This is a genomic window from Pseudomonas sp. KSR10, assembly GCF_022355455.1.
Classification (GTDB): Bacteria; Pseudomonadota; Gammaproteobacteria; order Pseudomonadales; family Pseudomonadaceae; genus Stutzerimonas; species Stutzerimonas stutzeri_E.
The window spans coordinates 178,171-202,999 of record NZ_JAKOEN010000016.1; the positions used below are offsets into that span (position 1 = coordinate 178,171).

Consider the following 24,829-nt stretch of genomic DNA (forward strand, 5'->3'; position numbering starts at 1 on the left):
GACCAATAGCGTCACCTGCTGCTGACCTTGTTTGCAGACACTGGCATCTGCGCTATAAGGCGGGCAGTAAAATGAGTTGAGGCCACCATGAGCGAAAACATTTCCCTATCCGGGTTGGCGCGGCAGATGGTCGTGGCTGGGGTGCTGGATGAAAAGAAAGCGCAGCAGGCGCAGGTCCAGGCACTTCGCGGAAAAACATCCTTTGTTACTTACGTTGTGCAGAGCAAGTTGGCCAAAGGCCGGGCCATAGCGGAACTTGCCTCCGAGCAGTTCGGTGTCGCATTACTGGATCTCAACGCAGTGGATAAGGAGTCGCTACCCAGGGAGCTGATCAGCGAGAAGTTGGCGCGTCAACACCGTGTCCTACCGCTCTCCAAGCGCGGTACCAAGCTATACGTTGCCATTTCCGACCCGGCCAATCATCAGTCGATCTCTGATATACAGTTCAGTACCGGTTTGACCATCGAGTCGATCCTGGTGGAAGACGACTTGCTAGGCGCTGCCATCGACAAGTTGTACGACAGCGGCACCACCGGACTGGAGGATCTGGGCGAGGTTGATCTGGATGGCGTCGATGTCGAGACGGTCAGCGACGACGGAAGAGTGGATGAGGGTGGTGAGGCTGCCGATGACGCTCCAGTCGTTCGATTTGTCAACAAAATGCTGCTCGACGCCATTCGCGGCGGCTCATCCGACTTGCATTTCGAACCTTATGAAAAGGCATTTCGCGTACGGCTCCGTACGGACGGTATCCTTCACGAAGTGGCGCGGCCGCCGATTCAACTGGCGCCACGCATCTCTGCGCGCCTGAAAGTCATGGCTGGGCTGGATATTTCCGAGCGTCGCAAGCCGCAGGATGGCCGGATCAAGATGAAGCTGTCCAAGACCAAAGCCATCGACTTTCGCGTGAATACCCTGCCGACGCTGTGGGGCGAGAAGATCGTGATGCGGATTCTGGACCCTTCAAGTGCGCAAATGGGCATCGATGCGCTGGGGTACGAGGAGGATCAGAAAGAGCTGTATATGAATGCGCTCAAGCAGCCGCAGGGCATGATTCTGGTGACCGGCCCGACGGGGTCGGGCAAGACGGTATCGTTGTATACGGGACTGAACATTCTCAATACCGTCGACGTAAATATTTCCACCGCCGAAGATCCGGTGGAGATCAACCTGGAGGGGATCAATCAGGTCAACGTCAATCCCCGTCAAGGCATGGACTTCTCGCAGGCGCTGCGTGCATTTCTACGTCAGGACCCGGACATCATTATGGTGGGCGAGATCCGAGATCTCGAAACCGCGGAGATTGCCATCAAGGCGGCGCAGACCGGGCATATGGTGATGTCGACGCTGCACACCAACAGTGCTGCTGAGACCTTGACGCGCCTGCGCAATATGGGGGTGGCAGCATTCAACATCGCGACCTCGGTTAACCTGATTATTGCCCAGCGGCTAGCGCGCAAACTCTGCAACAGCTGCAAAAAAGAAGTGGAGCTGCCGCGTGAGGCCCTACTGGAAGAGGGCTTCCCGGCCGATAAGGTCGGTACCTTCAAAATCTACGGCCCGGTGGGCTGTGATAATTGCAAGGGCGGATACAAAGGCCGTGTCGGTATTTATGAAGTGGTTAAAAACACGCCGGCCCTGGCCAGGATTATCATGGAAGACGGCAACTCCATCGACATTTCCACCCAGATGCGTAAAGACGGCTTCAATGACCTGCGTACCTCGGCCCTCGTAAAAGCCATGCAGGGCGTGACCAGCCTGGAAGAAGTCAACCGGGTGACCAAGGACTAACATGGCGCAAAAAGCGATAAAGACCAGTGTGTTCACCTGGGAAGGGACGAACAGGCAGGGCGCAAAGATCAAAGGCGAGCTGAGCGGCGTCAGCCCTGCGCTGATCAAGGCCCAGCTTCGCAAGCAGGGCATCAACCCACAGAAGGTGCGCAAGAAATCGGTGTCGCTGTTCAGTGCTGGCAAAAAGATCAAGCCGATGGACATTGCCCTATTCACCCGGCAGATGGCGACGATGATGAAGGCGGGTGTGCCGCTGCTGCAGTCGTTCGATATCATTGGTGAGGGCTTTGATAACCCAAATATGCGCAAGCTGGTGGACGACCTCAAGCAGGATGTCGCCGCGGGAAACAGCTTCGCCAGCGCGTTGCGTAAGCAGCCGAAGTACTTCGACGATCTGTATTGCAACCTGGTTGATTCGGGCGAGCAGTCCGGCTCGCTGGAAACCTTGCTGGATCGTGTCGCGACCTACAAAGAAAAGACCGAGGCGCTGAAGGCCAAGATCAAGAAAGCTATGAATTATCCCATCGCGGTGGTGTTAGTTGCAGTTATCGTGTCTTCGATTCTTTTGATCAAGGTCGTGCCTCAGTTCCAAGAGGTTTTCGCTGGCTTCGGTGCGGAGTTGCCGGCTTTCACCTTGATGGTCATCGCGATTTCAGAAGCGTTGCAGGCTTGGTGGCATGTTGTATTGCTTGGCTTGTTTGGTGCTGCTTACACGTTTAAAACGGCCCGTAGCAAGTCCGAGGCCTTTCGTAACTGGTTCGATCGGTTCCTGCTCAAGGTTCCGATTGTGGGTGACATTCTTTATAAATCTGCCGTGGCTCGTTTTGCTCGGACTCTTTCCACGACTTTTGCTGCAGGTGTGCCATTGGTGGACGCGCTGGACTCGGTCGCGGGTGCTACTGGCAACGTTGTGTTCCGCAACGCCACGATGAAGGTGAAGAGCGACGTTTCCAGCGGCATGCAGCTGAATTTCTCGATGCGTACGACTGGCACTTTTCCCAGTATGGCGGTGCAGATGACGGCAATTGGCGAAGAGTCTGGCTCTTTGGATGAAATGCTCGCCAAGGTGGCGACCTTCTATGAGGACGAGGTCGACAATATGGTCGATGGCCTTACGGCTTTGATGGAGCCGATGATCATGGCGGTTCTGGGTGTTCTGGTCGGTGGTTTGATCATAGCCATGTACCTGCCGATCTTCCAGCTTGGGGCTGTTGTCTAAGATGGATGTGGCGACTTTCCTGGCCAGCAACACGCTGGCCTTTGTTTTATGCGTGCTTGTGCTGGGCCTGTTAGTCGGCAGCTTTCTGAATGTGGTGATCCATCGCCTGCCGATCATGATGCAGCGAGATTGGCGCGCTCAGGCTCGGGAGTTTCTTGATTTACCTGCCGAGTCAGTCACGACGTTTAATCTGATCCTCCCAAATTCCCATTGCCCGCATTGCGATCACGAGATTCGCCCGTGGGAGAACATCCCGTTGGCGAGTTGGCTGGCGCTGCGCGGCAAATGCTCCTCGTGCAGGGCACCAATCAGTAGTCGCTACCCGCTTATCGAACTGCTCTGTGGGCTGTTGTCCGCCTATGTCGCCTGGCACTTCGGTTTTTCCTGGCAGGCTGGTGCGATGTTGCTGTTGACCTGGGGGTTGCTGGCGATGAGCATGATCGACGTCGATCACCAGCTGCTGCCTGATTCCATCGTGCTGCCGCTGCTTTGGATGGGGTTGATCGTCAATCAGTTCGGGCTGTTCGCTACGTTGCCTGACGCGCTTTGGGGGGCGATTGCCGGATATCTCAGTCTTTGGTCGGTGTACTGGCTGTTCAAACTGGTGACTGGCAAGGAGGGCATGGGCTACGGCGATTTCAAGCTACTGGCGATGCTGGGAGCGTGGGGCGGCTGGCAGGTTTTGCCGCTGACCATCCTACTGTCATCTGTAGTGGGCGCAATACTGGGTACCATCATGCTGCGCATGCAAAAGGCGGATAGTGGTACGGCCATTCCTTTTGGGCCCTACCTGGCGATTGCCGGCTGGATCGCCTTGCTTTGGGGGGATCAGATCACCTCGAGTTATCTGCAGTTCGCCAGGCTCTGAGGGGGGATATCCTACAAAACGAAATCAAGTCCCGCGCCCACTGCTTTTCGCGGGAGGCGCGTCCCGCGGCGCGCGGGTTTTCTGCCGGTGCGCAGTTCAGAGCTTCGCCCCGGGTCGGGCCTCCCACAAGGTCGCAAAAGCTTCGCCTCTAGGGTGGGCCTCCACAGGAAAGACACAAGCTTTGCCCTGGTGTCGCGCAGACCTGCTTTTCGTAGGAGGCGCGCCCCGCGGCGAAAGCGGATTTTCTGCCGGTGCGCAGCCCAGCGCTTCGTCCTGGGTCGGGCCTCCCACAATAAAGCCAAAGGCTTCGCCCCGAGGGCGGGCCCCCACCAGAAAGCCAAAGAGCTTCGCTCCGGGGCAAGTTCCCCACAAAGCCAGAAGCATCGCCCCGAGGTGGACCGATGTTGGTCGCTGAATCGGGTGTGTGTGGCCCTTGCGCTTGCATCCTCGCTTTTCAGGCGTTACTACTGCGCGTCGTTTTCCGGGTTTGGGCGGTACGTGATGAAGCCTTGGGTGCTTGGTTTAACGGGGGGCATTGGCAGCGGCAAGAGCGCTGTGGTGGAAGAGTTCGGCAGGCTCGGCGTGCATTGGGTCGATGCCGATCAGGCTGCGCGCTGGGTCGTTGAGCCCGGCAGACCTGCGCTGAGGGAGATCGCCGGACGTTTTGGCGAGACCGTTCTGGCCGCGGATGGCAGTCTGGACCGGGCAGTGCTGCGCGAGCTGGTGTTCCGCGAGCCGGAACAACGCAAGTGGCTTGAGGCGCTACTGCATCCGCTGATTCGTCAGGAAGTCGCTGAGCATCTCGCGCGGGCCACCTCTCCTTACGCCATCATGGTCTCTCCGCTACTGGTGGAGTCCGGTCAGTATCGCCAGGTCGATCGCGTGCTGCTGGTCGACGTGCCTGAAGCATTGCAGTTGGAGCGTGCTGTCCGGCGTGATCAGTCCAGCGAGGCGCAGATTCGGGCCATTCTCAAGGTCCAAGCCAGTCGCGAAGAGCGCTTGCAGCACGCCGACGATGTGCTGGTCAACGATCGCGATATGGCGTGGTTAAGAAACGAGGTGGAGCGTCTGCATAATTTCTATCTGACGCTACGAGGAGGTCAGGAATGAGTAGTACGGTTGTCGAATGCCCGACTTGTGGCGCGCCGGTTGAGTGGAGCGTGAAAAGCCCGAGTCGGCCGTTCTGTTCGGAGCGCTGCAAATTGATCGATCTCGGCGCCTGGGCTTCGGAAGAGCATGCGATTCCAGGCAATGACCTTGAAGATGATTTGTTTTCCGAGGATAAGCCGCCGCGCCAACACTGAGCGAGGCGCCTGGCAGGGCGGGTTGCCATTTTGGCTGGTTGCAGTACCTGGTCAGCTCAAGCCTGTTTGTTGTTGTCGTCCTTCCAGGGCGCCTGCAAATAGCGGCTGCGATTGAACGTTTCCATCCAATCTGGATAGAACACGACCAGTGCGCTAACGACGGTTCCATTGATGAACGCCTCGGGAAACATCACCAGCCAGATATAGCCTGCGAAGTCGTCCAACCAGGGTGGCATCGGGTAGCGACCGTCAGCCAGCAGAACCCCCAGTCCGGCCAGTATGCAGAGAAGCGCCGCGAGGCCGGCTGCAAAGAATCCGGAAAAGAAGATGTAGACGAAGAGGTTGCGCGGCTGAGTGCGTTCGACTGCAATCGCACAGAGCTCTGTCACCGTAACCGGTATCAGCACGAGCAGTACGCCGTTCAGGCCGAGGGCTTCGAGCTGTTGGTGGCCGGTTATGGTCAGGCCAAGCTGGACGACAAAAGCGGCCAGAATCGCCAGTGGCCAGTCTAGTAGCAGCGTAACGGCTGTCAATCCGATGAAATGGAAGGACAGCCCGGAGTCGAAGTCCCGGCGAACCAGCCAAAGCAGGAAGATCGCCAATATCGCGCCGAACAACAGATGCTGACGACGGCTGTCGCTGAACAGCTCCACCCAGGGTGCCCGCAAGCAGGCCAGGGCCAATCCGGCTCCATAGAGCAACCAGCCTAGCAATAAGCTGGAGGAGGCGAGCAGTTCTGCGGCGATCATCTTCAAGTCTCCTCGCGGCGGGGTTGACTTCTGGTGGTCATGGTGGCGCCGCTGCGGGCGCTAATTCGACCTCCGCACTACATGCGACCGGTTGCTCCGGGGTTACTCAAGGGGCGGGGTTGGGTTGCTCGGTGTGAATAGCTTCTATGGCTTCGAGTATCTCGGCTGGCAGTCGCAGCTCGATGCTCGCGATGTTGCTATCCAGCTGTTCGAGTGAAGTGGCGCCAATGATATTACTGGTAACGAAGGGCTGCTGGGTCACGTATGCCAAGGCCATCTGGGCCGGATCCAGGTTATGTTGCCGTGCCAGCGCTACATAGCGAGAGCAGGCCGTTTGCGCCTGGGGATTTAGGTAGCGTGCAAAGCGGCTGAACAGCGTGATTCGCGCGCCGGCCGGCCGCGCTCCTTGCTCGTATTTGCCACTGAGCATGCCGAAGGCTAGCGGTGAATACGCCAGCAGACCACACTGCTCGCGAATGGCGATTTCGGCCAGGCCGACCTCGAAGGATCGGTTGAGAAGGTTATAAGGATTCTGGATGGAAACGGCGCGCGGCCAGCCTCTGGATTCTGCAAGCTGCAAAAACTTCATGGTGCCCCATGGGGTTTCGTTCGAGAGCCCGATGTGGCGGATTTTTCCAGCCTTTACCTGCTCATCGAGCGCCTCAAGGGTTTCCTCGAACGGCGTAAAATCCTGCTCTTGGTGACGGTAGCCGAGCTGGCCGAAGAAGTTGGTGGTGCGTTCCGGCCAATGCAATTGATATAGGTCGATCCAGTCCGTCTGCAGGCGCTGCAGGCTCGCGTCCAGCGCTGCGACAATATGCTTGCGGTTCATTTTCAACTGGCCGTCACGGATGTGGCTGATACCGTTGCCAGGCCCGGCAATTTTGCTGGCCAGTATCCAGTCCGCACGGTTTCCACGGGCCTTAAAGTAGTTGCCGATGTAGCGCTCTGTAGTGGCGTAGGTCTCCGCGCGCGGTGGCACCGGATACATTTCGGCGGTATCGATGAAGTTGATGCCTGCGGCCTTGGCGCGATCAAGCTGCGCGAACGCCTGATCCTGATTATTTTGCTCGCCCCAGGTCATGCTGCCCAGGCACAGCGAGCTGACTTTCAATTCAGTGCGGCCGAGTTGGCGCCGTTCCATGCAATATCCTTCGTAAGTTGGGGTTGAGGATCGGATTGTGAGACAGGTCGAGAAGTTTCGTTTCGGCCATGCCTAGAGCCGAGCGTGGCGCTTGATTATGCCCTCGCGGCGGTGGAGGCGAAATCCTTGGACGATTCATCGTTCATCGTGCTTGCTATTTCGCTGGTAATCCGGATAATTCCGCAGCCTGTCGCCGGGGATGCCTAGCCCGCTGACGCAAAACCAAGGTAGGGGATGCCTAGCCTACCGAACACTGCCGTAGCGGACGCGCTGACCCGAGCCCCCGATAGCGTCTGTTTCCGGCTGTCCTGGCCTTGCCAGGGCGAGCACCATTCAGTAAGATTCGCCGTCTTATTTTCAGGGCGGCCCCTGAGGCTATAACGAATGAAGACTTTTACTGCTAAACCGGAAACCGTCAAGCGCGACTGGTTCGTCGTCGACGCTGCCGGCCAGACCCTGGGTCGTCTGGCAACCGAAATCGCTAGCCGCCTGCGTGGCAAGCACAAGGCGGAATACACCCCTCACGTCGATACCGGTGATTACATCGTCGTTATCAACGCCGAGCAAGTGCGTGTTACCGGTGCGAAGACCACCGACAAGATGTACTACTCTCACTCCGGTTTCCCGGGTGGCATCAAGTCGATCAACTTCGAGAAGCTGATCGCCAAGGCGCCAGAGCGTGTGATCGAGACCGCGGTCAAGGGCATGCTGCCTAAGAACCCGCTGGGTCGCGACATGTATCGTAAGCTGAAGGTGTACAAGGGTGCCAATCACCCGCATACCGCTCAGCAGCCCCAAGAACTGAAGATTTAACGGAATAGTTCATTATGTCGGCGACTCAAAACTACGGCACCGGCCGTCGCAAGACTGCAACCGCGCGCGTATTCCTGCGCCCGGGTACTGGCAAGATTTCCATCAACAACCGCGAGCTGGATAACTTCTTCGGGCGTGAAACCGCTCGCATGGTGGTTCGTCAGCCTCTGGAACTGACCGAGACTGTCGAGAAGTTCGATATCTATGTCACTGTTCTCGGTGGTGGAGTGAGCGGTCAGGCGGGTGCGATCCGTCACGGTATCACTCGTGCCCTGATGGAATATGACGAGACACTGCGTCCTGCTCTGCGCAAGGCTGGCTTCGTTACTCGCGATGCTCGCGAAGTTGAACGTAAGAAGGTTGGTCTGCGTAAGGCGCGTAAGCGTCCGCAGTACTCGAAGCGCTAATCCCGCTTCACAAAAAAACGCCCAGCTTTATTCGAAGCTGGGCGTTTTTTTATGGGCTGGTTTTTATCCGTGCGACAGCGTGTCGCGTTTAGGAAGCCCCTGTTTTCGGGGCTTAGCGCTGGGGTGTATCCGGTTATTACCTTGTCATGCGAGGGGCTTTTCTTTACCATTTGGCGAATTTTTTCGCGGCTGTTTTACGTAGTAGACGCCTGCTTTCGGTAGGCCATAAGAAACTGATGGGAGACGACTGAATGAGCAATGACGGCGTGAATGCTGGCCGGCGTCGCTTCCTCGTAGCCGCTACTTCGGTAGTAGGAGCTGCAGGAGCGGTGGGTGCCGCGGTCCCGTTCGTGGGATCGTGGTTCCCGAGTGCCAAGGCCAAGGCAGCCGGTGCACCGGTTAAGGTAAATATCAGCAAGATCGAGCCAGGCCAGCAGATGGTTGCCGAGTGGCGTGGTCAGCCGGTGTTCATTGTGCGTCGTACCGAGGAGGCCCTGGCCAATCTGGACAAGCTCACCGATACGGTCGCTGATCCGAAGTCCGAAGCATCCGAGCAGCCGGCGTACGTGGATCCGGTGGTGCGCTCGATCAAGCCGGAGGTGCTAATTCTGGTTGGATTGTGCACGCATCTTGGTTGCTCTCCGTCCTTCCGTCCTGAAGTAGCGGCGCCCGATTTGGGTGCAGATTGGCTTGGGGGCTACTTCTGCCCTTGCCATGGTTCGAAATATGACATGGCTGGCCGCGTCTACAAGGGGCAACCTGCTCCCTTGAACCTGCCGGTTCCCCCTCATTCGTACGAGACCGACTCTTTGGTGGTCATCGGCGTGGATCAGGAGAACGCGTGATGAGCAAGTTCATGGAATGGGTCGATGCGCGCTTCCCCGCGACCAAGATGTGGGAAGACCATCTGAGCAAGTACTACGCACCGAAGAACTTCAACGTTCTGTACTTCTTTGGCTCGCTGGCCTTGTTGGTGCTAGTCAATCAGATCCTTACCGGTATCTGGCTGACAATGAGTTTCGAGCCCTCCGCTGAGGGGGCATTCGCTTCTGTCGAATACATCATGCGGGACGTCGAGTACGGCTGGATAATCCGCTATCTGCACTCCACTGGCGCTTCTGCGTTCTTCGTCGTCGTATATCTGCATATGTTCCGCGGCATTCTGTACGGCTCATATCAGAAACCTCGTGAGCTGGTGTGGATCTTCGGCATGATGATCTATCTGGCGTTGATGGCTGAAGCCTTTATGGGCTACTTGCTGCCATGGGGGCAGATGTCGTACTGGGGCGCTCAGGTGATCATCTCCTTGTTCGGTGCGATACCGGTCATCGGTGGTGACCTAACCCAGTGGATTCGCGGTGATTACCTGATTTCAGGTATCACGTTGAACCGCTTCTTCGCGCTGCACGTCATCGCGCTGCCGATCGTTATTCTCGGTTTGGTCGTTCTGCATATCCTGGCTTTGCACGAAGTGGGTTCGAACAACCCGATGGGTGTCGACATCAAGAAGTCAAAGGACGAGGCTGGCGTACCGCTTGATGGTATCCCCTTCCATCCGTACTACACGGTGAAGGACATCGTGGGTGTAGTGGTGTTCCTCTTCGTCTTCTGCGCCATCGTGTTCTTTTTCCCGGAGATGGGCGGCTATTTCCTTGAGAAGCCGAACTTCGAAGTGGCGAACGCGTTTAAGACTCCTGAGCACATTGCGCCGGTTTGGTACTTCACGCCTTACTACGCAATCCTTCGGGCGGTGCCGGACAAACTACTTGGCGTTATCGCCATGGGTGCTGCAATCGCTGTTCTGTTCGTGCTGCCTTGGTTGGACCGTAGCCCGGTCAAGTCCATGCGCTACAAGGGCTGGATGAGCAAGATCGCGCTAGTGTTGTTCTGTATTTCCTTCGTCATCCTTGGCGTGCTAGGTGTGCTTTCTCCTACGCCTGAGCGCACGTTGGTATCTCGGATCTGTACTGCTATCTACTTCGGTTACTTCATCCTGATGCCGTTCTACACCAAGCTCGAGAAGACCAAAGTAGTTCCGCAAAGGGTGGATGGCTGATGAAAAAGCAATTTGCTGCATTAATTCTTGCGCTGGTGCCAGCGTTCGGGTTCGCCGCTGGTGGTGGCGTACACCTGGATAAGGTCGACATCGACCTGACCGACAAGGTGGCCCTGCAAGATGGCCTGAAAACGTTCGCCAACTATTGCATGGGTTGTCACAGCGCCCAGTACCAGCGTTATGAGCGCGTGGCGACGGACTTGGGTATTCCAGAAGAAGTCATGCTCGATAACATCGTTTTCAGTGATGCCAAGATCGGCGATCACATGAAGATCGGCATGAAGCCGGAAGATGCGAAGACCTGGTTCGGGGCGGCCCCTCCAGATCTGACCCTGGTGGCGCGCGTGCGTGGAAACGACTGGTTGTACACATACCTGCGCAGCTTCTATGAGGATCCTACACGTCCTTATGGAGTGAACAACACCGTGTTCCCTAACGTAGGCATGCCGCATGTGCTGGCGCCGCTGCAGGGCCGTCAAGTGCTGCCGAGCAAGCTGCCGGAAGGTGAGTCGGTAGCATGTAAGCAGGTTCAGGTCGTCGAAGACGGACGCAAGCAATTCGATCCGCTGACCGGGACGCCGATCACGCATGAAGATTGTCATGCGATGACGATAGTGCCAGGCACTGGTGAGCTGACCGAGGCGGAGTACGACGAGAAGATCAAGAACCTGGTGACCTTCCTGGCCTACTCGGCCAATCCGGTCAAGCTGGAAAGCCAGCGCATCGGTACCTATGTGCTGCTGTTCCTGGCGTTCTTCTTCGTATTCGCCTACCTGCTGAAGCGTGAATACTGGAAAGACGTTCACTGATCCCACGCCGTTTTGCGGTACCCTGCGCGCGCCCTTATGGGCGCGTGTTTTTTTCTGCAGCGTCATAATTCCAATGAGGAGGGACCCAATGGCCGCTACCAATCGGTTGGCCTGTTATTCCGATCCCGCCGACCATTATTCGCACCGTGTGCGCTATGTCCTGGCCGAGAAGGGCGTCAGCGTCGAGATAATCGATGTCGACCCGGCGCGTTGTCCGGTCAGATTGACCGAGGTAAATCCCTACGCCAGCGTGCCGACGCTGGTGGATCGTGACCTGGCTCTGTATGAGCCAAGCGTGATCACCGAGTATTTGGAGGAGCGTTATCCGCACCCTCCGTTGCTTCCAGTGTATCCGGTGGCCAGGGCTAATACTCGGCTGCTGGTGCATAGGGTTCAGCGGGACTGGTGTGCGCTGGTTGATCGGATCGCTGATCGACGTACTCCCGATGCGGCGCGGATCCAGGCGCGTAAGGAGTTGCGCGAGAGTCTTACAGGTGTATCGCCTGTCTTCGCCGAAAAGGCGTTCTTCATGAGTGATGAGATCAGTTTGGTAGATTGCTGTCTGTTGCCTATTCTTTGGCGTTTGCCCAAACTCGGAATAGAGCTGCCGCGGCCGGCGAAACCGCTGCTCGATTACATGGAGACCAATTTTGCTCGCGAGGCCTTCCAGGTCAGTCTATCCGCCGTTGAGCGCGGCATGCGCTAAGAGGGGCTGTATATGACTTCAAGCCGTCCTTATCTGGTTCGGGCGCTGTATGAGTGGATCGTCGACAATGACTGCACGCCGCATTTGTTGGTCAATGTCGAGCATCCGGGCGTTAGGGTGCCCGATGGTTTTGCCAGTGATGGTCAGATTGTGCTGAACGTAGCGCCAAGCGCGGTCCGTCATCTGCAGATGGACAACCAATCGATCAGTTTCGAAGGTCGCTTCGGTGGGGTTCCCCACAGCCTGCATGTTCCATCTGCGGCTGTCATGGCGATCTATGCGCGGGAAAACGGGCAGGGAATGGTGTTTGAGATCGAGCCCACTCCGCCTGACGACGGTACGCCCGCTGACGACTCGCCCGCTGCTTCAAGTGAGGCATCGCCGCGTCCTGCTTCGGCAGGACGTCCAAGCCTGAAAGTCGTGAAGTAGCGGCGAGCCTCAATTCAGCCGGCAGGCGGTTCGTTGGTTCCGCTCTGGCTGGATTGAGGCCTTGAGGCGCCTCTTAATCGATGTATTCAAACAGCTTAACAATGCGTTGCACGCCGGAAACGCCTTGCACCACGCTCGTGGCACGATTGCCTTCCTGGCGGGTGACGAGACCCAGCAGATAGACGATACCGTTCTCGGTAATGACTTTGATGCGTGAGCCGGGGACGCTTGCGTCGGCGAGCATCTGCGTTTTGATTTTGGTGGTCAGCCAAGAATCATTGCTGCGAGCCAGGGCAGATGAGGGCTTGAGCACCTGAAGCTCGTTGTGTACACGTTTAACGCGCTGCACTGAGCTGGCGGCCTGTTCGGCCAGTTGCTTCAGCTCTTGACGCGGCGTCTGACCGGCCAACAGCACGACCCCGTTATAGCTGGCGACTATGATATGCGACGCCTGGCCCAGATCCGGATGGGCCTTGGCGATATTAACGGATGCTTTCGTTTCGATGAGGGAATCATCGATGGTGCTGCCTATGGTGCGGGTTCCCCGGTTGTCGTTGATGGGGTCATCGCGGGTGGCCGTGAGTACCGAGCTGCAGCCAGTGGCGGCCAGGCATAGTGCAAGCGTGAGCGCGTGCAGGTGAACCGGAATCATTCTTCGCTCCCGAACAGTTGATTGTCTATCAGATCGCATAGGCAATGGATGGTCAGTAGGTGGACTTCCTGTATGCGTGCGGTCACTTTCGCCGGCACGCGTATCTCGACGTCTTCAGGCAGTAGCAGTGAGGCCATGCCGCCGCCGTCACGGCCGGTGAGTGCGACCACAACCATCTCACGGTCATGAGCGGCCTGTATGGCTTGGATCACGTTGGCGGAGTTGCCACTGGTGGAGATCGCCAGCAGCACATCGCCAGGCTGACCCAGCGCCCGGATCTGCTTGGAAAAGACTTCGTTGTAGCTATAGTCATTGGCGATTGAGGTCAGCGTTGAGCTGTCTGTCGTCAGCGCGATCGCGGGTAGGCTTGGGCGCTCCCGCTCGAAACGGTTGAGCAACTCCGAAGAAAAATGCTGAGCGTCGCCGGCCGACCCGCCGTTGCCGCAGGTTAGGATCTTGCCTTCGCTGAGCAGCGTATTGACCATGACTTGTCCGGCCTGCTCGATGCTGGGCGCCAGCACCTCCATGGCGTTCTGCTTGGTCTCGATGCTGGCCTGGAAAAGCTGACGTATACGGGATTGCATATCCATCGGTGTTTAACCTTCAGGTAACGGGCTGGGCTGCTGGGCCGCGCCGTAGAAAATCTTGAGGACAGAGGAGGGTCGCCGAGCGCTGCGAAAGTGATCCTGGTCTAGCTATCGAACGCATTTCGGATCCAGTTGGGCTGTTCTGCGGTGCCGGTGGTCGCCTCTATGGCGACTACGTCAAAACGACAGGGGTGTCTCGCCCAGTGGCTCTCCTTTAGCAGGAATAGCTGAGCTGCCTTGATCAGCTTCTGCTGTTTGCGCAGGTCAACGCTTTGCAGCGCACCGCCCCATGCGGCATGGCGTCGGTAGCGAACCTCGACGAATACTACTGTATCGCCATCGAGCATGACCAGATCAAGCTCGCCGCTACGGCATGTCCAGTTTCTATGCAGCAGGCGCAGTCCATGAGTTTGTAGATGACGCTGCGCGAGATCCTCGGCGAGCTGTCCGCTGATCTGTTTGCTGGTCCTCAATCGGGCGTGTCCGCTAGCCGTTGGACCTGGCCGTCCTGGAATTCGGCCCATGGAAGGCGTCGCTCGATTCGCTGCTCGGGAGTGATGCTGAGCGTGCCGGACAGTCCGTCGAGTTGCGTCTCAGGCAATACCAGGAGCTGGTTCAGGCTCGGCGCCAGCAGATAGGCGTCGGCTCCCATGGCGTACAGCCTGCCTAGGCTGCTGCGGGCTTGCGGCCATTTGCGCTCGATTTCCTGGCGAAGAGGAAGTTGAGGGTTGAGCAGCCAGGGCGTTTCGGTGAATCGAATGCCTTCGAGATCGAGATATTGGGTGCGGTTGTCGGTGGCCGCGTGCAGGTGCGAAGTCGCATAGACGGGTAGGTCGCCAGCGTATTGGAATATTAACGTGGGCCTGACCTGCTGTGCTTGCTGCGGCGTTGCAGCGAGGAACAGGAAGTCAATGTCCTGACTACGTGATGGCTGCGACTCGTTGCCCTCTCTGCTGCGAACTTGCAGTAGGTCGGCTATCTGATTAGCCAATTCGATCGGCTCAGCGAGAGACTCTGCGGCGACGACTGTTCCACCCAGGTCCTGCCATTCTTGGCGAAAGGCTTGGAGCACTCTATTGCCCCAATCGCCGCGAGGCGTCAGGGCTACCGCGCGACGGTGCCCATCGGCCCAGGCTCGACGTGCCACTTCGCGCGCTTCGTCTTCCGCAGCCAGGCCGAACTGGAACAGCTGAGGTGGGGTCTTTTGGTCTGCATCGCTGTAGTTGAGGGCGAGGGTGGTTATCGGTAGCTGTTCGCGGTTGGCCAACTGACGGACCATATCCTTTTCCAGTGGGCCGATGACCAGCTCGACGCCAGAGGCCGCCGCCTGTTGGTAGAAATCATCCAGTGAGGAAAGGCGGGTGCTGTCGAACAGCTCGATTTTCAGGTCGTGCCGTGCCGCGAGGTGAGCGGCAAGAAATCCGTCACGTAACGCGCGCGCTACGCTGGCCAGAGGACCGTCCATGGGCAGTAGCAGTGCCACGTGCGAAAGGGGTTTGTCTGCCAGTTCTCGAAGCTTTACCAATGATTCCGGCAAGCGTCGCGCGGCTGGGTGGTTGGGGTTTTGCTGTATCCAGGCGTCGATCGCGCGTTGTTGCTGGCCAAGGGTGCCGGCCTGCTTCACCGTTGCTGCCAACGATAACCAGCCGGAAAGATCAGTGTCCGCGGTTGGCTGTAATTCATCGTCTGGCAGGCTCGATACGAGCGACCAGATCGCTTCATGATTCCGCTCGGCTGCTTCGCCGCTCAGTAGTGGTGCGATGAAGGTGCGCTCGCGTGCTGCATCGAGGGGCTGGTCATTGGCTTCGAGTGCTTGCGCGCGCGCCAGCTGGGTGCGCAATTGCTGTTCCACAGGCAGTTCTGCGAGGCGCTCGAAGGCTGGGTGTTGCAAGGCTTGGAGGGCGCGCTGTGGTTCGTTGCCGGCCAGTGCCAGTTCTGCTTCCAGGGTTTTGGCGAACATCTGCTGGGCCGGCTTCAATTGCTCGATAGCGACCTGCTCGAGTATCTGCCGAGCCTGTGCCTGGTTGCCCTGTCGCATGCTCTGGTCGGCAGCTGACAATCGCAATAAAGCGGCCTTGGCTGGGTCGCTGGCATCGGCCTCTTCCAGCATTTGTTGCGTTGATGCCTGCGGGGTCCGAGGCAGCTCGCCCAGCGTCGAAGACGGTGAGCTGGCACAGGCTGAGAGTAAGGCGGCAATGCATAAGAACAGAAGCGGGCGAAAGCGAGCCATCATGTAATTGATCCTAGAGGCGCTGGGCGAGTGTTCGTGGATTGTACCCAAGCACCGTCGGGGCTGCGATGTCATGGAGGCTAAACGGGCTACAATGCGCGTTTTCATAAATTGAGGTATGCCCTGTGACTGCGCCAGGTGATGTGAATTCCGCTGCAGGCACGCTCTATGTCGTCGCCACGCCAATCGGCAATCTTGAGGATGTCAGTGCACGGGCGCTGCGCGTGCTCGGCGAGGTGGGGCTGATCGCAGCAGAAGACACCCGTCACTCGGCCCGGCTATTGCAGCACTTCGGTATCACTACTCCGCTGGCAGCATGTCATGAGCACAATGAGCGGGACGAAGGCGGCCGCTTCATCAGGCGGCTTCTAGCAGGGGAGGACGTGGCGCTTATTTCCGATGCTGGCACGCCGTTGATATCCGATCCGGGCTACCACCTGGTCAGACAGGCACGCTCGGCAGGCATAAGAGTCGTTCCGCTACCTGGGGCCTGTGCGCTTATTACTGCGCTCTGCGCTGCAGGTTTGCCTTCCGATCGCTTCATCTTCGAGGGGTTTCTGCCTGCCAAGCAGGCCGCGCGTCAGGCGCGCCTGGAGCATTTGCGGGAGGAGTCGCGCACGTTGATCTTCTACGAAGCGCCGCATCGTATCCTTGACACGCTGGGCGACTTGGCGACGGTATTCGGGCCGGACCGTCCCGCTGTGTTGGGGCGGGAGTTGACCAAGACATTCGAGACCTTGAAGGGGCTGCCGCTGGGTGAGTTGCGTAATTGGGTGGAGTCCGACAGCAATCAGCAGCGCGGTGAATGCGTACTCGTGGTTGGAGGGTGGCAGGCGCCACAGGGCGACGATGCTATCGACGCAAACGCGCGCAGAGTGTTGCATTTGTTGTTGGCAGAGCTGCCCGTCAAGCGAGCGGCGGCTGTTGCTGCGGAGATAACGGGAGTCAGAAAGAACCTGCTGTACCAGCTTGCATTGCAAGACAAGAGCGCGAATGAAACGAAGTTGCCGTGACGGCAAGCAGGCCTTGGGTAGCTATCAGCTTGCAGGCGTGGGCGCGGCAAAGTACCCTGGCGATCGGAGAGTCGATCGGACAGTCGCTGTCTCTTTTTGTTCAACGAAAAGGGAGGGAGGAAAGTCCGGGCTCCATAGGGCGAAGTGCCAGGTAACGCCTGGGAGGCGTGAGCCTACGGAAAGTGCCACAGAAAATAACCGCCTAAGCGCTTCGGCGCCGGTAAGGGTGAAAAGGTGCGGTAAGAGCGCACCGCACGGCTGGCAACAGTCCGTGGCTAGGTAAACCCCACTTGGAGCAAGACCAAATAGGGATCCATTGGCGTGGCCCGCGCTGGATCCGGGTAGGTTGCTAGAGGCAGTCAGTGATGGCTGTCGTAGAGGAATGACTGTCCTCGACAGAACCCGGCTTACAGATCGACTCTCCGACCCTTCCGCAATGCCCCCGTCTTTTTAGTCCAAAATATTCTTGCTCTTAACAAAGTACTTTAACTTTGTGATGCAGCCTTTTGGCTCGCTTGAATATGTCTTCTCTGTCTGCGCTCCGCGTTGCCGTTTATCTCCTATTTGCTCGCTAAATTACCGTCCCATAAGGGTTTTTCCCGTCAGGCTCACCTTGACGGTGGGGCTGCTGCGTTTCTATAGTGCGCAGAAGTGGCGGAAAGTGGAATGAAGTGGGTAATTATGGATATGAATAGCTAGTCAAGGGGAGCGCAGCCGTGTTTCGCGGAGCAAACGCCATCAGTCTCGATACCAAAGGGCGGCTAGCTATGCCCAGCCGGTATCGTGACGAGCTCGTTTCGCGCTGCGAAGGCCAGCTGATCATCACCATCGACGCCGTTGATCGCTGCCTCTGTATATATCCACTTCCAGAATGGGAGCAGATCGAAGCCAAACTCCGCGAACTTCCTTCGCTGCGAGAGGAAAGTCGGCGGTTGCAGCGTTTGCTGATCGGTAACGCGGTGGATCTGGAAATGGATGGCAGCGGCCGCGTGTTGGTGCCGCCGCGTTTGCGGGAATACGCGGGCTTGGACAAACGGGCCATGTTGGTTGGTCAGCTGAACAAGTTCAGCCTGTGGAACGAGGACGACTGGAACGCGCAAGCAGATGCGGACCTGGCGGCCATTAAACAACCCGGCGGCTTGCCGGAAGAATTGCGCGACTTAATCCTGTGAACCAGACCAGCAGCTATAACCATGTGACCGTGTTGCTCGACGAGGCTGTTGCGGCGCTCGCTGTGCGCGCGAATGGCCGCTATCTGGACGGTACCTTCGGGCGTGGAGGGCATAGCCGCCTGTTATTGCGGCAGCTTGGGCCTGATGGTTGTTTGCTGGGCTTTGACAAGGACCCGCTAGCAATCGCTACGGGGCAAGCACTGGCGGCCGAGGATGGCCGCTTTGTCGTTGTGCAAAGAAGTTTCGCCGAGCTCGGCGCCGAGGTTGCACAGCGTGGCTGGACCGGCACCATCAGCGGTGTACTGCTGGATCTCGGTGTGTCTTCACCGCAACTAGATGATCCCGAGCGCGGCTTCAGTTTTCTTAATGATGGTCCTTTGGACATGCGCATGGATCCCAGTCGCGGGATTAGCGCCGCCGAGTGGATCGCCACGGCCAGCGAGGACGATATCGCCCGGGTACTCAAGGAGTACGGCGAGGAGCGTTTCGCCAAACGCATGGCGCGTGCTGTGGTACAGCGTCGTGTCGAACGGCCCTTCGAGCGCACGGCCGATCTCGCTCAGGTGCTCACCGTCGCCAATCCTGCCTGGGAAAAAGGCAAGAACCCGGCGACTCGTGCATTCCAGGGTCTGCGCATTTTCATCAACAACGAGCTGGGCGATCTGGAGGCGGGGCTTGAGGCTGCGCTCGAGGCACTCGAAGTTGGCGGTCGGCTGGTCGTGATCAGCTTTCATTCGCTCGAAGACCGCATCGTTAAGCAATTCATGCGTCGTCATGCCAAGGGTGAGGCCGATAGTCTGCCGCGTGATTTGCCGATCATTCCCGAGAAATTCGTGCCACGCCTGAAATTGCTGGGCAAGCCGCAATATGCGTCACCCGAAGAGGTCAAGGCCAATCCACGCTCACGCAGTGCCGTGATGCGCGTCGCGGAGAAGTTGCGGTGAACCAGCTCCGGCGCGCCATGCCCAACGGCAGCCTGCTGATGCTGGTGCTGTTTATTGCCGTTCTGCTGTCGGCGATAGCTGTCTCCTATAGTGCGCACTGGAATCGCCAGCTGCTCAATGAGTTGTATGGCGAACTCAGCGTGCGCGACAAGGCGCAGGCTGAATGGGGCCGTCTGATTCTGGAGCAGAGCACTTGGACGGCTCACAGCCGCATCGAGACATTGGCCGCCGATCAGTTGAAGATGCAAATCCCGGCAGCGGCTGAAGTCAGGTTGGTGGCGCCATGATGAGGCTTGAAGGGGCGCTCTATCCTTGGCGTTTTCGTATCGTTCTCGCCTTGTTGACGCTGATGGTTGGTGTCATCGCGTGGCGAATCGTCGATCTGCAGGTAGTCGACCATGGTTTCCTGAAAACCCAAGGCGACGCCCGCAGTGTGCGGCATATTCCCATTCCTGCGCATCGCGGGCTGATTACCGATCGTCATGGTGAGCCCCTGGCTGTGAGTACGCCGGTAACCACGCTCTGGGCTAATCCGCGCGAGCTCCAGGTCGCTCAAGGGCGCTGGGCAGAGCTGGCTGAGGCCCTTGGGCAGGAGCCGGCATCTCTTCAGCAGCGTCTCAAGGACCAAGCCGAGCGCGAGTTCATCTATCTGGTGCGTGGGTTGACGCCAGAGCAGGGCCAGCGTGTGTTGGATCTGAAAATACCTGGTGTCTATTCACAAGAAGAGTTTCGCCGTTTCTACCCGGCTGGAGAGGTTGCGGCTCAGGTGGTTGGATTCACTGACATCGATGACCGTGGTCGTGAAGGGCTGGAACTGGCGTATGACGAGTGGCTGGCGGGTGTCCCCGGCAAGCGCCAAGTCCTCAAGGACCGCCGCGGGCGGCTGATCAAGGACGTACAGGTAGTCAAAAACGCCAAGGCCGGCAAGGCTCTGGCGCTGTCCATCGACCTGCGTCTGCAGTACCTGGCGCACCGAGAGCTACGCAATGCGTTGCTGGAGTTCGGCGCCAAGGCGGGCAGCTTGGTCATGCTCGACGTAAAGACGGGGGAAGTGCTGGCCATGGTCAACCAGCCGACCTACAACCCGAACAATCGCCGCAACCTTCAGCCGGACGCCATGCGTAATCGGGCAATGACTGACTTGTTCGAGCCGGGTTCGACCATGAAACCTATTTCCATGAGCGCGGCCCTCGAAACGGGCCGTTGGAAGCCCAGCGATGTCGTCGAGGTCTGGCCAGGATCGTTGCGCATCGGGCGCTATACCATTCGCGACGTCTCCAGAACCGAAGGTCGTGAGCTGAGCCTGACCGGCATCCTGATCAATTCTTCCAACGTCGGCATGAGCAAAGTTGCCTTCGATATTGGCGGTACGGCGATTCATGAAGTCATGCGCAAGGTCGGCTTTGGCCAGGACACTGGCCTGGGTTTTCCCGGTGAACGAGTCGGCAACCTACCCAGCTACCGGGAATGGCGTCAGGCGGAGACCGCCACGCTTTCCTATGGTTATGGCCTCTCGGTAACTGCCGTGCAGCTGGCGCACGCTTACAGCACGCTGGCCAACGATGGCCGCCTGGTGCCAATGTCGCTCACGCGCGTGGATCGGCAGCCCGAAGGCGCCGAAGTGATCTCGCCTGAGGTGGCCGAAACCATCCAAGGCATGCTTCAGGAAGTCATCGAGGCTCCGCGTGGCGTCTTTCGCGCCCAAGTGCCGGGTTATCACGTGGCCGGCAAGAGCGGCACCGCGCGTAAGGCCTCTGCCAGCAGTCGGGGCTATCAGGAAAATGCCTATCGTTCGATGTTCGCCGGTTTCGGGCCTATGAAAGATCCACGCATTGCTGTTGCGGTGGTCATCGATGAGCCAAGCAAGAGCGGTTATTACGGCGGTCTGGTATCTGCTCCGGTGTTCAGCCGTGTGATGTCCGGCGCGCTGCGTTTGATGAACATCGCGCCTGACAACCTGCCTCCTCCGGAAGAAATCCAGACGGCCGAGACGGCCAAGACGAAGGGAGGGCGGATCTGATGCCTATGCCCCTGAATCAGCTACTCCCCCAGGCTGCGAGTGGTACTCTCATTCGCGAGTTGACCTTGGACAGTCGCAAGGTGCGCCCGGGCGATCTTTTTCTGGCTGTGCCCGGTCACCAGCAAGACGGCCGCGTGCACATTGCTGATGCGATTTCCCGTGGCGCGGCGGCGATCGCCTACGAAGCCGAAGGCGCTACTGAAATGAGCGCGGCGAGCGCCGTGCTGGTGCCGGTCCGTCACTTGGCGGAGCAGCTCTCCGCCATTGCTGGACGATTCTATGGAGAGCCAAGCCGCAGCCTGCATCTGGTGGGTGTCACCGGCACCAACGGCAAGACCAGTGTGACCTACCTGATAGCCCAGGCCCTGGATCGTCTGGGCGAGCGTTGCGGCATCATTGGCACCCTTGGCACTGGCTTCTATGGCGAGCTGGTGCTTGGCCAGCACACCACTCCCGACGCCATCGGCGTACAGGCGAACCTGGCCAACCTGCGCAAGCAGGGCGCGCGAGCCGTAGCGATGGAGGTCTCGTCCCATGGCTTGGCGCAGGGGCGGGTTGCCGCCTTGGCGTTCGATGTGGCTGTCTTCACCAATCTGTCTCGCGACCACCTGGATTATCACGGCTCCATGGAAGCCTACGCGGCGGTCAAGGCTCAGTTGTTCAAGATGCCTGGGCTCAGCTGCCGAGTGGTCAACCTGGATGATTCCGTCGGGCGTGCTCTTGCGGCAGAGCGTTCGGAGTCGCGGCTCATCACCTACAGCCTGGACGACGCCTCCGCCTATCTTTATTGCCCGGAAGCGCAGCTGGACGATAACGGCATTCGTGCCCGTCTGGTTACCCCTCAAGGTGAACGCTCTCTGCGTAGCCCGTTGCTGGGTCGCTTCAACGTGAGCAACCTGCTCGCAGCGGTGGGCGCTCTGCTGGGAATGAACTACCCGCTGGATGAGATTCTCGCCGTGCTGCCCGAAGTTCACGGGCCCGTCGGTCGTATGCAATGTCTTGGTGGCGGCGACCGCCCCTTGGTGGTGGTTGATTACGCCCATACGCCCGATGCTTTGGAAAAAGTACTCGATGCCCTGCGTCCGCATGCCCGGGGCAAATTGCTATGCCTGTTTGGCTGTGGCGGCGATCGTGACCGCGGCAAGCGAGCACTGATGGCCGATGTGGCCGAACGGTTGGCTGATCGCATCGTGGTGACCGATGACAATCCGCGCAACGAAGATCCATTGCAGATCCTCGACGAGATTCGTGCCGGCTTCAGCGATCCCGAACGCGCCACCTTTATTCCCGGTCGCGCCGAAGCGATTGCCAAGTGCATTGCTCACAGTGCAATGGACGACGTCGTGCTGCTGGCCGGCAAGGGGCATGAGGATTATCAGGAGATCAAGGGTGAGCGCCTGCCGTTCTCCGATCTCGACCAGGCCTCGATTGCCTTGGCTGCCTGGAGGGGGTCCGATGCTTGAAGCCATGCGCCTGAGTGACCTGATCGAGCCGCTATCGGCCAAATTGATCGATGCCAATGTGGCGTTCAGTTCGGTTAGCACCGACAGCCGCGCCATTGAGCCGGGACAGTTGTTCGTGGCCTTGACCGGTCCTCGTTTCGACGGTCATGCCTACCTGGCCGAAGTCGCGGCCAAAGGGGCCGTTGCCGCCTTGGTCGAGCGGCATGTGGAGAGTGTTGCATTGCCCCAGTTGGTCGTCGCGGATAGCCGCATAGCGTTAGGCCAATTAGGCGCACTGAACCGTGCCGGGTTTGCTGGCCCGGTCGCCGCGATCACCGGTTCCAGTGGCAAAACCAGCGTCAAGGAGCTGCTCGCCAGCATTCTGCGCGCGGCCTTTGGTGCCGATGCGGTATTGGCCACTCGCGGCAATCTCAACAACGATCTTGGCGCTCCGCTGACGCTGCTGGAACTGGCTCCCCAGCACAAGGCTGCGGTTATCGAACTGGGTGCGTCGCGTGTTGGAGAGATCGCCTATACCGTCAGCCTGACGCAGCCGGATGTCAGCTTGATTACCAATGCCGGCACTGCGCATGTGGGCGAGTTCGGCGGGCCTGAGAAAATCATCGAGGCCAAGGGCGAGATACTCGACGGGCTCGACGTCAATGGCGTCGCGGTGCTCAATCGCGACGATCGCGCCTATCCGACCTGGGAGCGGAGGGCGGCGGGCAAGCGTGTGGTGAGTTTCGCGATACAGAGTCCGCTGGCTGATTTCCATCCCGCTTCGATTGCCTATGATCAGCGTGGTTGCCCGAACTTCGTCCTGACCGGCCCATCCGGGTCCGTGCGTATCCAGCTCAACTTGCTCGGCCGCCACAGTGTGGCCAATGCGCTTGCCGCTGCAGCCGCGGCGCATGCGCTGGGGGTCACGCGCGAGCACATAGTGGAAGGACTCGAAAATCTGCAGCCAGTCAAAGGCCGAGGCGTCGCGCAGATGCTCGGCAATGGCGTACGCCTCATCGATGACACCTATAACGCCAATCCGGCCTCCATTTGCGCGGCCATCGACGTGCTGGCCGGCTTTGCCGGACGCACCGTGCTGGCGCTGGGCGACATGGGCGAGCTGGGTGATTGGGCTGAACAGGGGCATCGCGAGGTGGGCAGTTACGCCGTCGGCAAGGTCAGCGCCTTGTTTGCGGTTGGGCCGTTGATGACGCACGCCGTCACTGCCTTTGGAGCCGGAGGCCGTCACTTCGCCGATCAGCAAAGCCTGATCGAAGCGCTGCGGCTGGAGCAGGGCAACGCCACCACCATTTTGATCAAGGGATCACGGAGCGCCGCGATGGACAAGGTCGTCGCAGCGCTTTCCGCGTCCGGCATGGAGAAACACTGATGCTGCTGCTACTCGCCGAGTATCTGCAACGATTCCACACGGGCTTCGCGGTCTTCCAGTACCTGTCGCTGCGTGGAATTCTCGGCGTACTGACGGCGCTGGTCCTCTCGCTGTGGATGGGACCGTGGCTGATCCGCACGCTGCAGCTGCGCCAGATCGGGCAGGCCGTACGGACTGACGGTCCGCAAACGCACCTGTCCAAATCCGGAACGCCAACCATGGGCGGTGCTCTGATCCTCAGCGCCATTGCCATCAGCACTTTGCTCTGGGCCGATCTGGCTAACCGCTATGTATGGGTGGTACTTGCCGTCACGCTGCTGTTCGGCGCGATCGGTTGGGTTGATGACTACCGCAAGGTGATCGAGAAGAACTCGCGTGGTCTGCCGAGCCGCTGGAAGTACTTCTGGCAATCGGTATTCGGTCTCGGCGCCGCAATCTTCCTTTATCTGACAGCGCAGACGCCGGTCGAGACCACTTTGATCCTGCCCCTGCTGAAAAACATTGAGATTCCGTTGGGAATCGGCTTCGTGGTGCTGACCTACTTCGTCATAGTCGGCTCCAGCAACGCGGTCAATCTCACCGATGGGCTCGACGGCCTGGCGATCATGCCGACGGTGATGGTCGGAGGCGCGCTCGGCATCTTCTGCTATCTGTCCGGCAACGTGAACTTCGCCGACTATCTGCTGATTCCCTACATCCCCGGCGCGGGTGAGCTGATCGTGTTCTGTGGGGCGCTGATCGGTGCCGGACTCGGCTTTCTCTGGTTCAACACCTACCCGGCGCAAGTATTCATGGGCGATGTCGGCGCTTTGGCGCTCGGTGCCGCGCTGGGAACCATTGCGGTGGTCGTTCGCCAGGAAGTCGTGCTGTTCATCATGGGTGGCGTATTCGTGATGGAAACCCTGTCAGTGATCATCCAGGTGGCCTCTTTCAAGCTGACCGGTAAGCGGGTCTTCCGCATGGCGCCGATCCATCACCATTTCGAACTCAAAGGCTGGCCCGAACCTCGGGTAATCGTGCGCTTCTGGATCATTACGGTGATCCTGGTGCTGGTCGGTCTCGCTACGCTGAAATTGAGGTAATA

26 protein-coding genes and 1 other RNA gene are annotated in these 24,829 nt (G+C 58.8%); 21 read left to right on the top strand and 6 right to left on the bottom strand.

Features of this window, described 5'->3' with window-relative positions:
* Window positions 1-87: 87 nt before the first annotated feature.
* From pilB to yacG, 5 genes are all read left to right on the top strand, one after another.
* Window positions 88-1,791: a type IV-A pilus assembly ATPase PilB gene (gene pilB / locus MCB86_RS07830; RefSeq protein ID WP_239610524.1), complete on the top strand. Its 1,704-nt coding sequence runs from the start codon at window positions 88-90 to the stop codon at window positions 1,789-1,791.
* Window position 1,792: 1 nt separating this feature from the next.
* Window positions 1,793-3,010 carry a type II secretion system F family protein gene (locus tag MCB86_RS07835; RefSeq protein WP_239610525.1) on the top strand — a complete coding sequence of 406 codons (1,218 nt, stop codon included), beginning with the start codon at window positions 1,793-1,795 and terminating at the stop codon, window positions 3,008-3,010.
* A 1-nt stretch (window position 3,011) separates the two neighbouring features.
* The gene (locus MCB86_RS07840; protein WP_239610557.1) at window positions 3,012-3,878 is read left to right on the top strand and encodes an A24 family peptidase; all 867 of its coding nucleotides are present in this window, start codon (window positions 3,012-3,014) and stop codon (window positions 3,876-3,878) included.
* 501 nt (window positions 3,879-4,379) lie between these two features.
* Complete coding sequence (coaE, locus tag MCB86_RS07845) at window positions 4,380-4,988, top strand: dephospho-CoA kinase (protein WP_239610526.1); 609 nt, start codon at window positions 4,380-4,382, stop codon at window positions 4,986-4,988.
* Window positions 4,985-5,182 (top strand): DNA gyrase inhibitor YacG, encoded by a 198-nt coding sequence (gene yacG / locus MCB86_RS07850; RefSeq protein ID WP_045163481.1) that lies wholly within the window; start codon window positions 4,985-4,987, stop codon window positions 5,180-5,182. The genes coaE and yacG overlap by 4 nt, the downstream gene beginning before the upstream one ends.
* Before the next feature lie 56 nt (window positions 5,183-5,238).
* Here the strand turns inward: yacG and MCB86_RS07855 are convergent, their stop codons facing one another.
* Window positions 5,239-5,931: an energy-coupling factor ABC transporter permease gene (locus MCB86_RS07855; RefSeq protein WP_239610527.1), complete on the bottom strand. Its 693-nt coding sequence runs from the start codon at window positions 5,929-5,931 to the stop codon at window positions 5,239-5,241.
* Window positions 5,932-6,037: 106 nt separating this feature from the next.
* The gene (locus MCB86_RS07860; protein ID WP_239610528.1) at window positions 6,038-7,075 is read right to left on the bottom strand and encodes an NADP(H)-dependent aldo-keto reductase; all 1,038 of its coding nucleotides are present in this window, start codon (window positions 7,073-7,075) and stop codon (window positions 6,038-6,040) included.
* A 384-nt stretch (window positions 7,076-7,459) separates the two neighbouring features.
* Between MCB86_RS07860 and rplM the strand changes: the two genes are divergently transcribed.
* The 7 genes from rplM to MCB86_RS07895 all read left to right on the top strand — a co-directional run bounded on the left by rplM (window position 7,460) and on the right by MCB86_RS07895 (window position 12,295).
* Window positions 7,460-7,888, top strand: a complete 429-nt coding sequence (rplM, locus tag MCB86_RS07865) for a 50S ribosomal protein L13 (RefSeq protein ID WP_019342644.1) — start codon at window positions 7,460-7,462, stop codon at window positions 7,886-7,888.
* 14 nt (window positions 7,889-7,902) lie between these two features.
* On the top strand, window positions 7,903-8,295 hold the full coding sequence (gene rpsI, locus MCB86_RS07870; protein ID WP_021209313.1) for a 30S ribosomal protein S9: 393 nt from the start codon (window positions 7,903-7,905) through the stop codon (window positions 8,293-8,295).
* 251 nt (window positions 8,296-8,546) lie between these two features.
* On the top strand, window positions 8,547-9,140 hold the full coding sequence (petA, locus tag MCB86_RS07875; protein WP_045163478.1) for a ubiquinol-cytochrome c reductase iron-sulfur subunit: 594 nt from the start codon (window positions 8,547-8,549) through the stop codon (window positions 9,138-9,140).
* Complete coding sequence (locus MCB86_RS07880) at window positions 9,140-10,351, top strand: cytochrome bc complex cytochrome b subunit (protein WP_045163477.1); 1,212 nt, start codon at window positions 9,140-9,142, stop codon at window positions 10,349-10,351. Before petA ends, MCB86_RS07880 begins: the two co-directional genes overlap by 1 nt.
* Window positions 10,351-11,160, top strand: coding sequence for a cytochrome c1 (locus MCB86_RS07885; RefSeq protein ID WP_045163476.1), 810 nt, complete (start codon window positions 10,351-10,353; stop codon window positions 11,158-11,160). The genes MCB86_RS07880 and MCB86_RS07885 overlap by 1 nt, the downstream gene beginning before the upstream one ends.
* A gap of 88 nt (window positions 11,161-11,248) precedes the next feature.
* Complete coding sequence (locus MCB86_RS07890) at window positions 11,249-11,866, top strand: glutathione S-transferase N-terminal domain-containing protein (protein WP_045163475.1); 618 nt, start codon at window positions 11,249-11,251, stop codon at window positions 11,864-11,866.
* A 12-nt stretch (window positions 11,867-11,878) separates the two neighbouring features.
* Window positions 11,879-12,295: a ClpXP protease specificity-enhancing factor gene (locus MCB86_RS07895; protein WP_045163474.1), complete on the top strand. Its 417-nt coding sequence runs from the start codon at window positions 11,879-11,881 to the stop codon at window positions 12,293-12,295.
* Window positions 12,296-12,368: 73 nt separating this feature from the next.
* Here the strand turns inward: MCB86_RS07895 and MCB86_RS07900 are convergent, their stop codons facing one another.
* The 4 genes from MCB86_RS07900 to MCB86_RS07915 all read right to left on the bottom strand — a co-directional run bounded on the left by MCB86_RS07900 (window position 12,369) and on the right by MCB86_RS07915 (window position 15,767).
* A complete protein-coding gene (locus MCB86_RS07900) occupies window positions 12,369-12,947 on the bottom strand; it encodes a BON domain-containing protein (RefSeq protein WP_045163473.1) in 579 nt (192 codons plus the stop codon).
* Entirely contained in the window at window positions 12,944-13,537 is a 594-nt protein-coding gene (locus tag MCB86_RS07905) for a phosphoheptose isomerase (RefSeq protein ID WP_025242888.1), read from the bottom strand. Before MCB86_RS07905 ends, MCB86_RS07900 begins: the two co-directional genes overlap by 4 nt.
* A gap of 101 nt (window positions 13,538-13,638) precedes the next feature.
* Complete coding sequence (locus MCB86_RS07910) at window positions 13,639-14,007, bottom strand: YraN family protein (RefSeq protein ID WP_045163472.1); 369 nt, start codon at window positions 14,005-14,007, stop codon at window positions 13,639-13,641.
* A complete protein-coding gene (locus MCB86_RS07915) occupies window positions 14,004-15,767 on the bottom strand; it encodes a penicillin-binding protein activator (protein WP_239610529.1) in 1,764 nt (587 codons plus the stop codon). The genes MCB86_RS07910 and MCB86_RS07915 overlap by 4 nt, the downstream gene beginning before the upstream one ends.
* A 122-nt stretch (window positions 15,768-15,889) precedes the next feature.
* Between MCB86_RS07915 and rsmI the strand changes: the two genes are divergently transcribed.
* From rsmI to mraY, 9 genes are all read left to right on the top strand, one after another.
* Window positions 15,890-16,777, top strand: a complete 888-nt coding sequence (rsmI, locus tag MCB86_RS07920; protein ID WP_045163471.1) for a 16S rRNA (cytidine(1402)-2'-O)-methyltransferase — start codon at window positions 15,890-15,892, stop codon at window positions 16,775-16,777.
* Between the two features lie 67 nt (window positions 16,778-16,844).
* An RNA gene (gene rnpB / locus MCB86_RS07925) (RNase P RNA component class A) lies at window positions 16,845-17,203 on the top strand.
* Window positions 17,204-17,493: 290 nt separating this feature from the next.
* Window positions 17,494-17,949, top strand: a complete 456-nt coding sequence (mraZ, locus tag MCB86_RS07930; protein ID WP_045163470.1) for a division/cell wall cluster transcriptional repressor MraZ — start codon at window positions 17,494-17,496, stop codon at window positions 17,947-17,949.
* Entirely contained in the window at window positions 17,946-18,893 is a 948-nt protein-coding gene (gene rsmH, locus MCB86_RS07935; RefSeq protein WP_045163469.1) for a 16S rRNA (cytosine(1402)-N(4))-methyltransferase RsmH, read from the top strand. Before mraZ ends, rsmH begins: the two co-directional genes overlap by 4 nt.
* Complete coding sequence (ftsL, locus tag MCB86_RS07940; protein ID WP_045163468.1) at window positions 18,890-19,180, top strand: cell division protein FtsL; 291 nt, start codon at window positions 18,890-18,892, stop codon at window positions 19,178-19,180. Before rsmH ends, ftsL begins: the two co-directional genes overlap by 4 nt.
* Window positions 19,180-20,913: a penicillin-binding protein 2 gene (locus MCB86_RS07945; RefSeq protein WP_239610558.1), complete on the top strand. Its 1,734-nt coding sequence runs from the start codon at window positions 19,180-19,182 to the stop codon at window positions 20,911-20,913. The genes ftsL and MCB86_RS07945 overlap by 1 nt, the downstream gene beginning before the upstream one ends.
* Entirely contained in the window at window positions 20,913-22,376 is a 1,464-nt protein-coding gene (locus MCB86_RS07950; RefSeq protein ID WP_239610530.1) for a UDP-N-acetylmuramoyl-L-alanyl-D-glutamate--2,6-diaminopimelate ligase, read from the top strand. Before MCB86_RS07945 ends, MCB86_RS07950 begins: the two co-directional genes overlap by 1 nt.
* A complete protein-coding gene (murF, locus tag MCB86_RS07955; protein WP_239610531.1) occupies window positions 22,369-23,745 on the top strand; it encodes a UDP-N-acetylmuramoyl-tripeptide--D-alanyl-D-alanine ligase in 1,377 nt (458 codons plus the stop codon). Before MCB86_RS07950 ends, murF begins: the two co-directional genes overlap by 8 nt.
* Window positions 23,745-24,827 (top strand): phospho-N-acetylmuramoyl-pentapeptide-transferase, encoded by a 1,083-nt coding sequence (gene mraY / locus MCB86_RS07960; RefSeq protein WP_045163464.1) that lies wholly within the window; start codon window positions 23,745-23,747, stop codon window positions 24,825-24,827. The genes murF and mraY overlap by 1 nt, the downstream gene beginning before the upstream one ends.
* The last annotated feature ends 2 nt before the right edge of the window (window positions 24,828-24,829 follow it).

What these genes read in the sequence shown, in the direction of transcription:
- pilB (WP_239610524.1), top strand. Translation starts at nt 88, where the DNA reads ATGAGCGAAAACATTTCCCTATCCGGGTTGGCGCGGCAGATGGTCGTG.
- MCB86_RS07835 (WP_239610525.1), top strand. Translation starts at nt 1,793, where the DNA reads ATGGCGCAAAAAGCGATAAAGACCAGTGTGTTCACCTGGGAAGGGACG.
- MCB86_RS07840 (WP_239610557.1), top strand. Translation starts at nt 3,012, where the DNA reads ATGGATGTGGCGACTTTCCTGGCCAGCAACACGCTGGCCTTTGTTTTA.
- coaE (WP_239610526.1), top strand. Translation starts at nt 4,380, where the DNA reads ATGAAGCCTTGGGTGCTTGGTTTAACGGGGGGCATTGGCAGCGGCAAG.
- yacG (WP_045163481.1), top strand. Translation starts at nt 4,985, where the DNA reads ATGAGTAGTACGGTTGTCGAATGCCCGACTTGTGGCGCGCCGGTTGAG.
- MCB86_RS07855 (WP_239610527.1), bottom strand. Translation starts at nt 5,931, where the DNA reads ATGATCGCCGCAGAACTGCTCGCCTCCTCCAGCTTATTGCTAGGCTGG.
- MCB86_RS07860 (WP_239610528.1), bottom strand. Translation starts at nt 7,075, where the DNA reads ATGGAACGGCGCCAACTCGGCCGCACTGAATTGAAAGTCAGCTCGCTG.
- rplM (WP_019342644.1), top strand. Translation starts at nt 7,460, where the DNA reads ATGAAGACTTTTACTGCTAAACCGGAAACCGTCAAGCGCGACTGGTTC.
- rpsI (WP_021209313.1), top strand. Translation starts at nt 7,903, where the DNA reads ATGTCGGCGACTCAAAACTACGGCACCGGCCGTCGCAAGACTGCAACC.
- petA (WP_045163478.1), top strand. Translation starts at nt 8,547, where the DNA reads ATGAGCAATGACGGCGTGAATGCTGGCCGGCGTCGCTTCCTCGTAGCC.
- MCB86_RS07880 (WP_045163477.1), top strand. Translation starts at nt 9,140, where the DNA reads ATGAGCAAGTTCATGGAATGGGTCGATGCGCGCTTCCCCGCGACCAAG.
- MCB86_RS07885 (WP_045163476.1), top strand. Translation starts at nt 10,351, where the DNA reads ATGAAAAAGCAATTTGCTGCATTAATTCTTGCGCTGGTGCCAGCGTTC.
- MCB86_RS07890 (WP_045163475.1), top strand. Translation starts at nt 11,249, where the DNA reads ATGGCCGCTACCAATCGGTTGGCCTGTTATTCCGATCCCGCCGACCAT.
- MCB86_RS07895 (WP_045163474.1), top strand. Translation starts at nt 11,879, where the DNA reads ATGACTTCAAGCCGTCCTTATCTGGTTCGGGCGCTGTATGAGTGGATC.
- MCB86_RS07900 (WP_045163473.1), bottom strand. Translation starts at nt 12,947, where the DNA reads ATGATTCCGGTTCACCTGCACGCGCTCACGCTTGCACTATGCCTGGCC.
- MCB86_RS07905 (WP_025242888.1), bottom strand. Translation starts at nt 13,537, where the DNA reads ATGGATATGCAATCCCGTATACGTCAGCTTTTCCAGGCCAGCATCGAG.
- MCB86_RS07915 (WP_239610529.1), bottom strand. Translation starts at nt 15,767, where the DNA reads ATGATGGCTCGCTTTCGCCCGCTTCTGTTCTTATGCATTGCCGCCTTA.
- MCB86_RS07945 (WP_239610558.1), top strand. Translation starts at nt 19,180, where the DNA reads ATGAGGCTTGAAGGGGCGCTCTATCCTTGGCGTTTTCGTATCGTTCTC.
- MCB86_RS07950 (WP_239610530.1), top strand. Translation starts at nt 20,913, where the DNA reads ATGCCTATGCCCCTGAATCAGCTACTCCCCCAGGCTGCGAGTGGTACT.
- murF (WP_239610531.1), top strand. Translation starts at nt 22,369, where the DNA reads ATGCTTGAAGCCATGCGCCTGAGTGACCTGATCGAGCCGCTATCGGCC.
- mraY (WP_045163464.1), top strand. Translation starts at nt 23,745, where the DNA reads ATGCTGCTGCTACTCGCCGAGTATCTGCAACGATTCCACACGGGCTTC.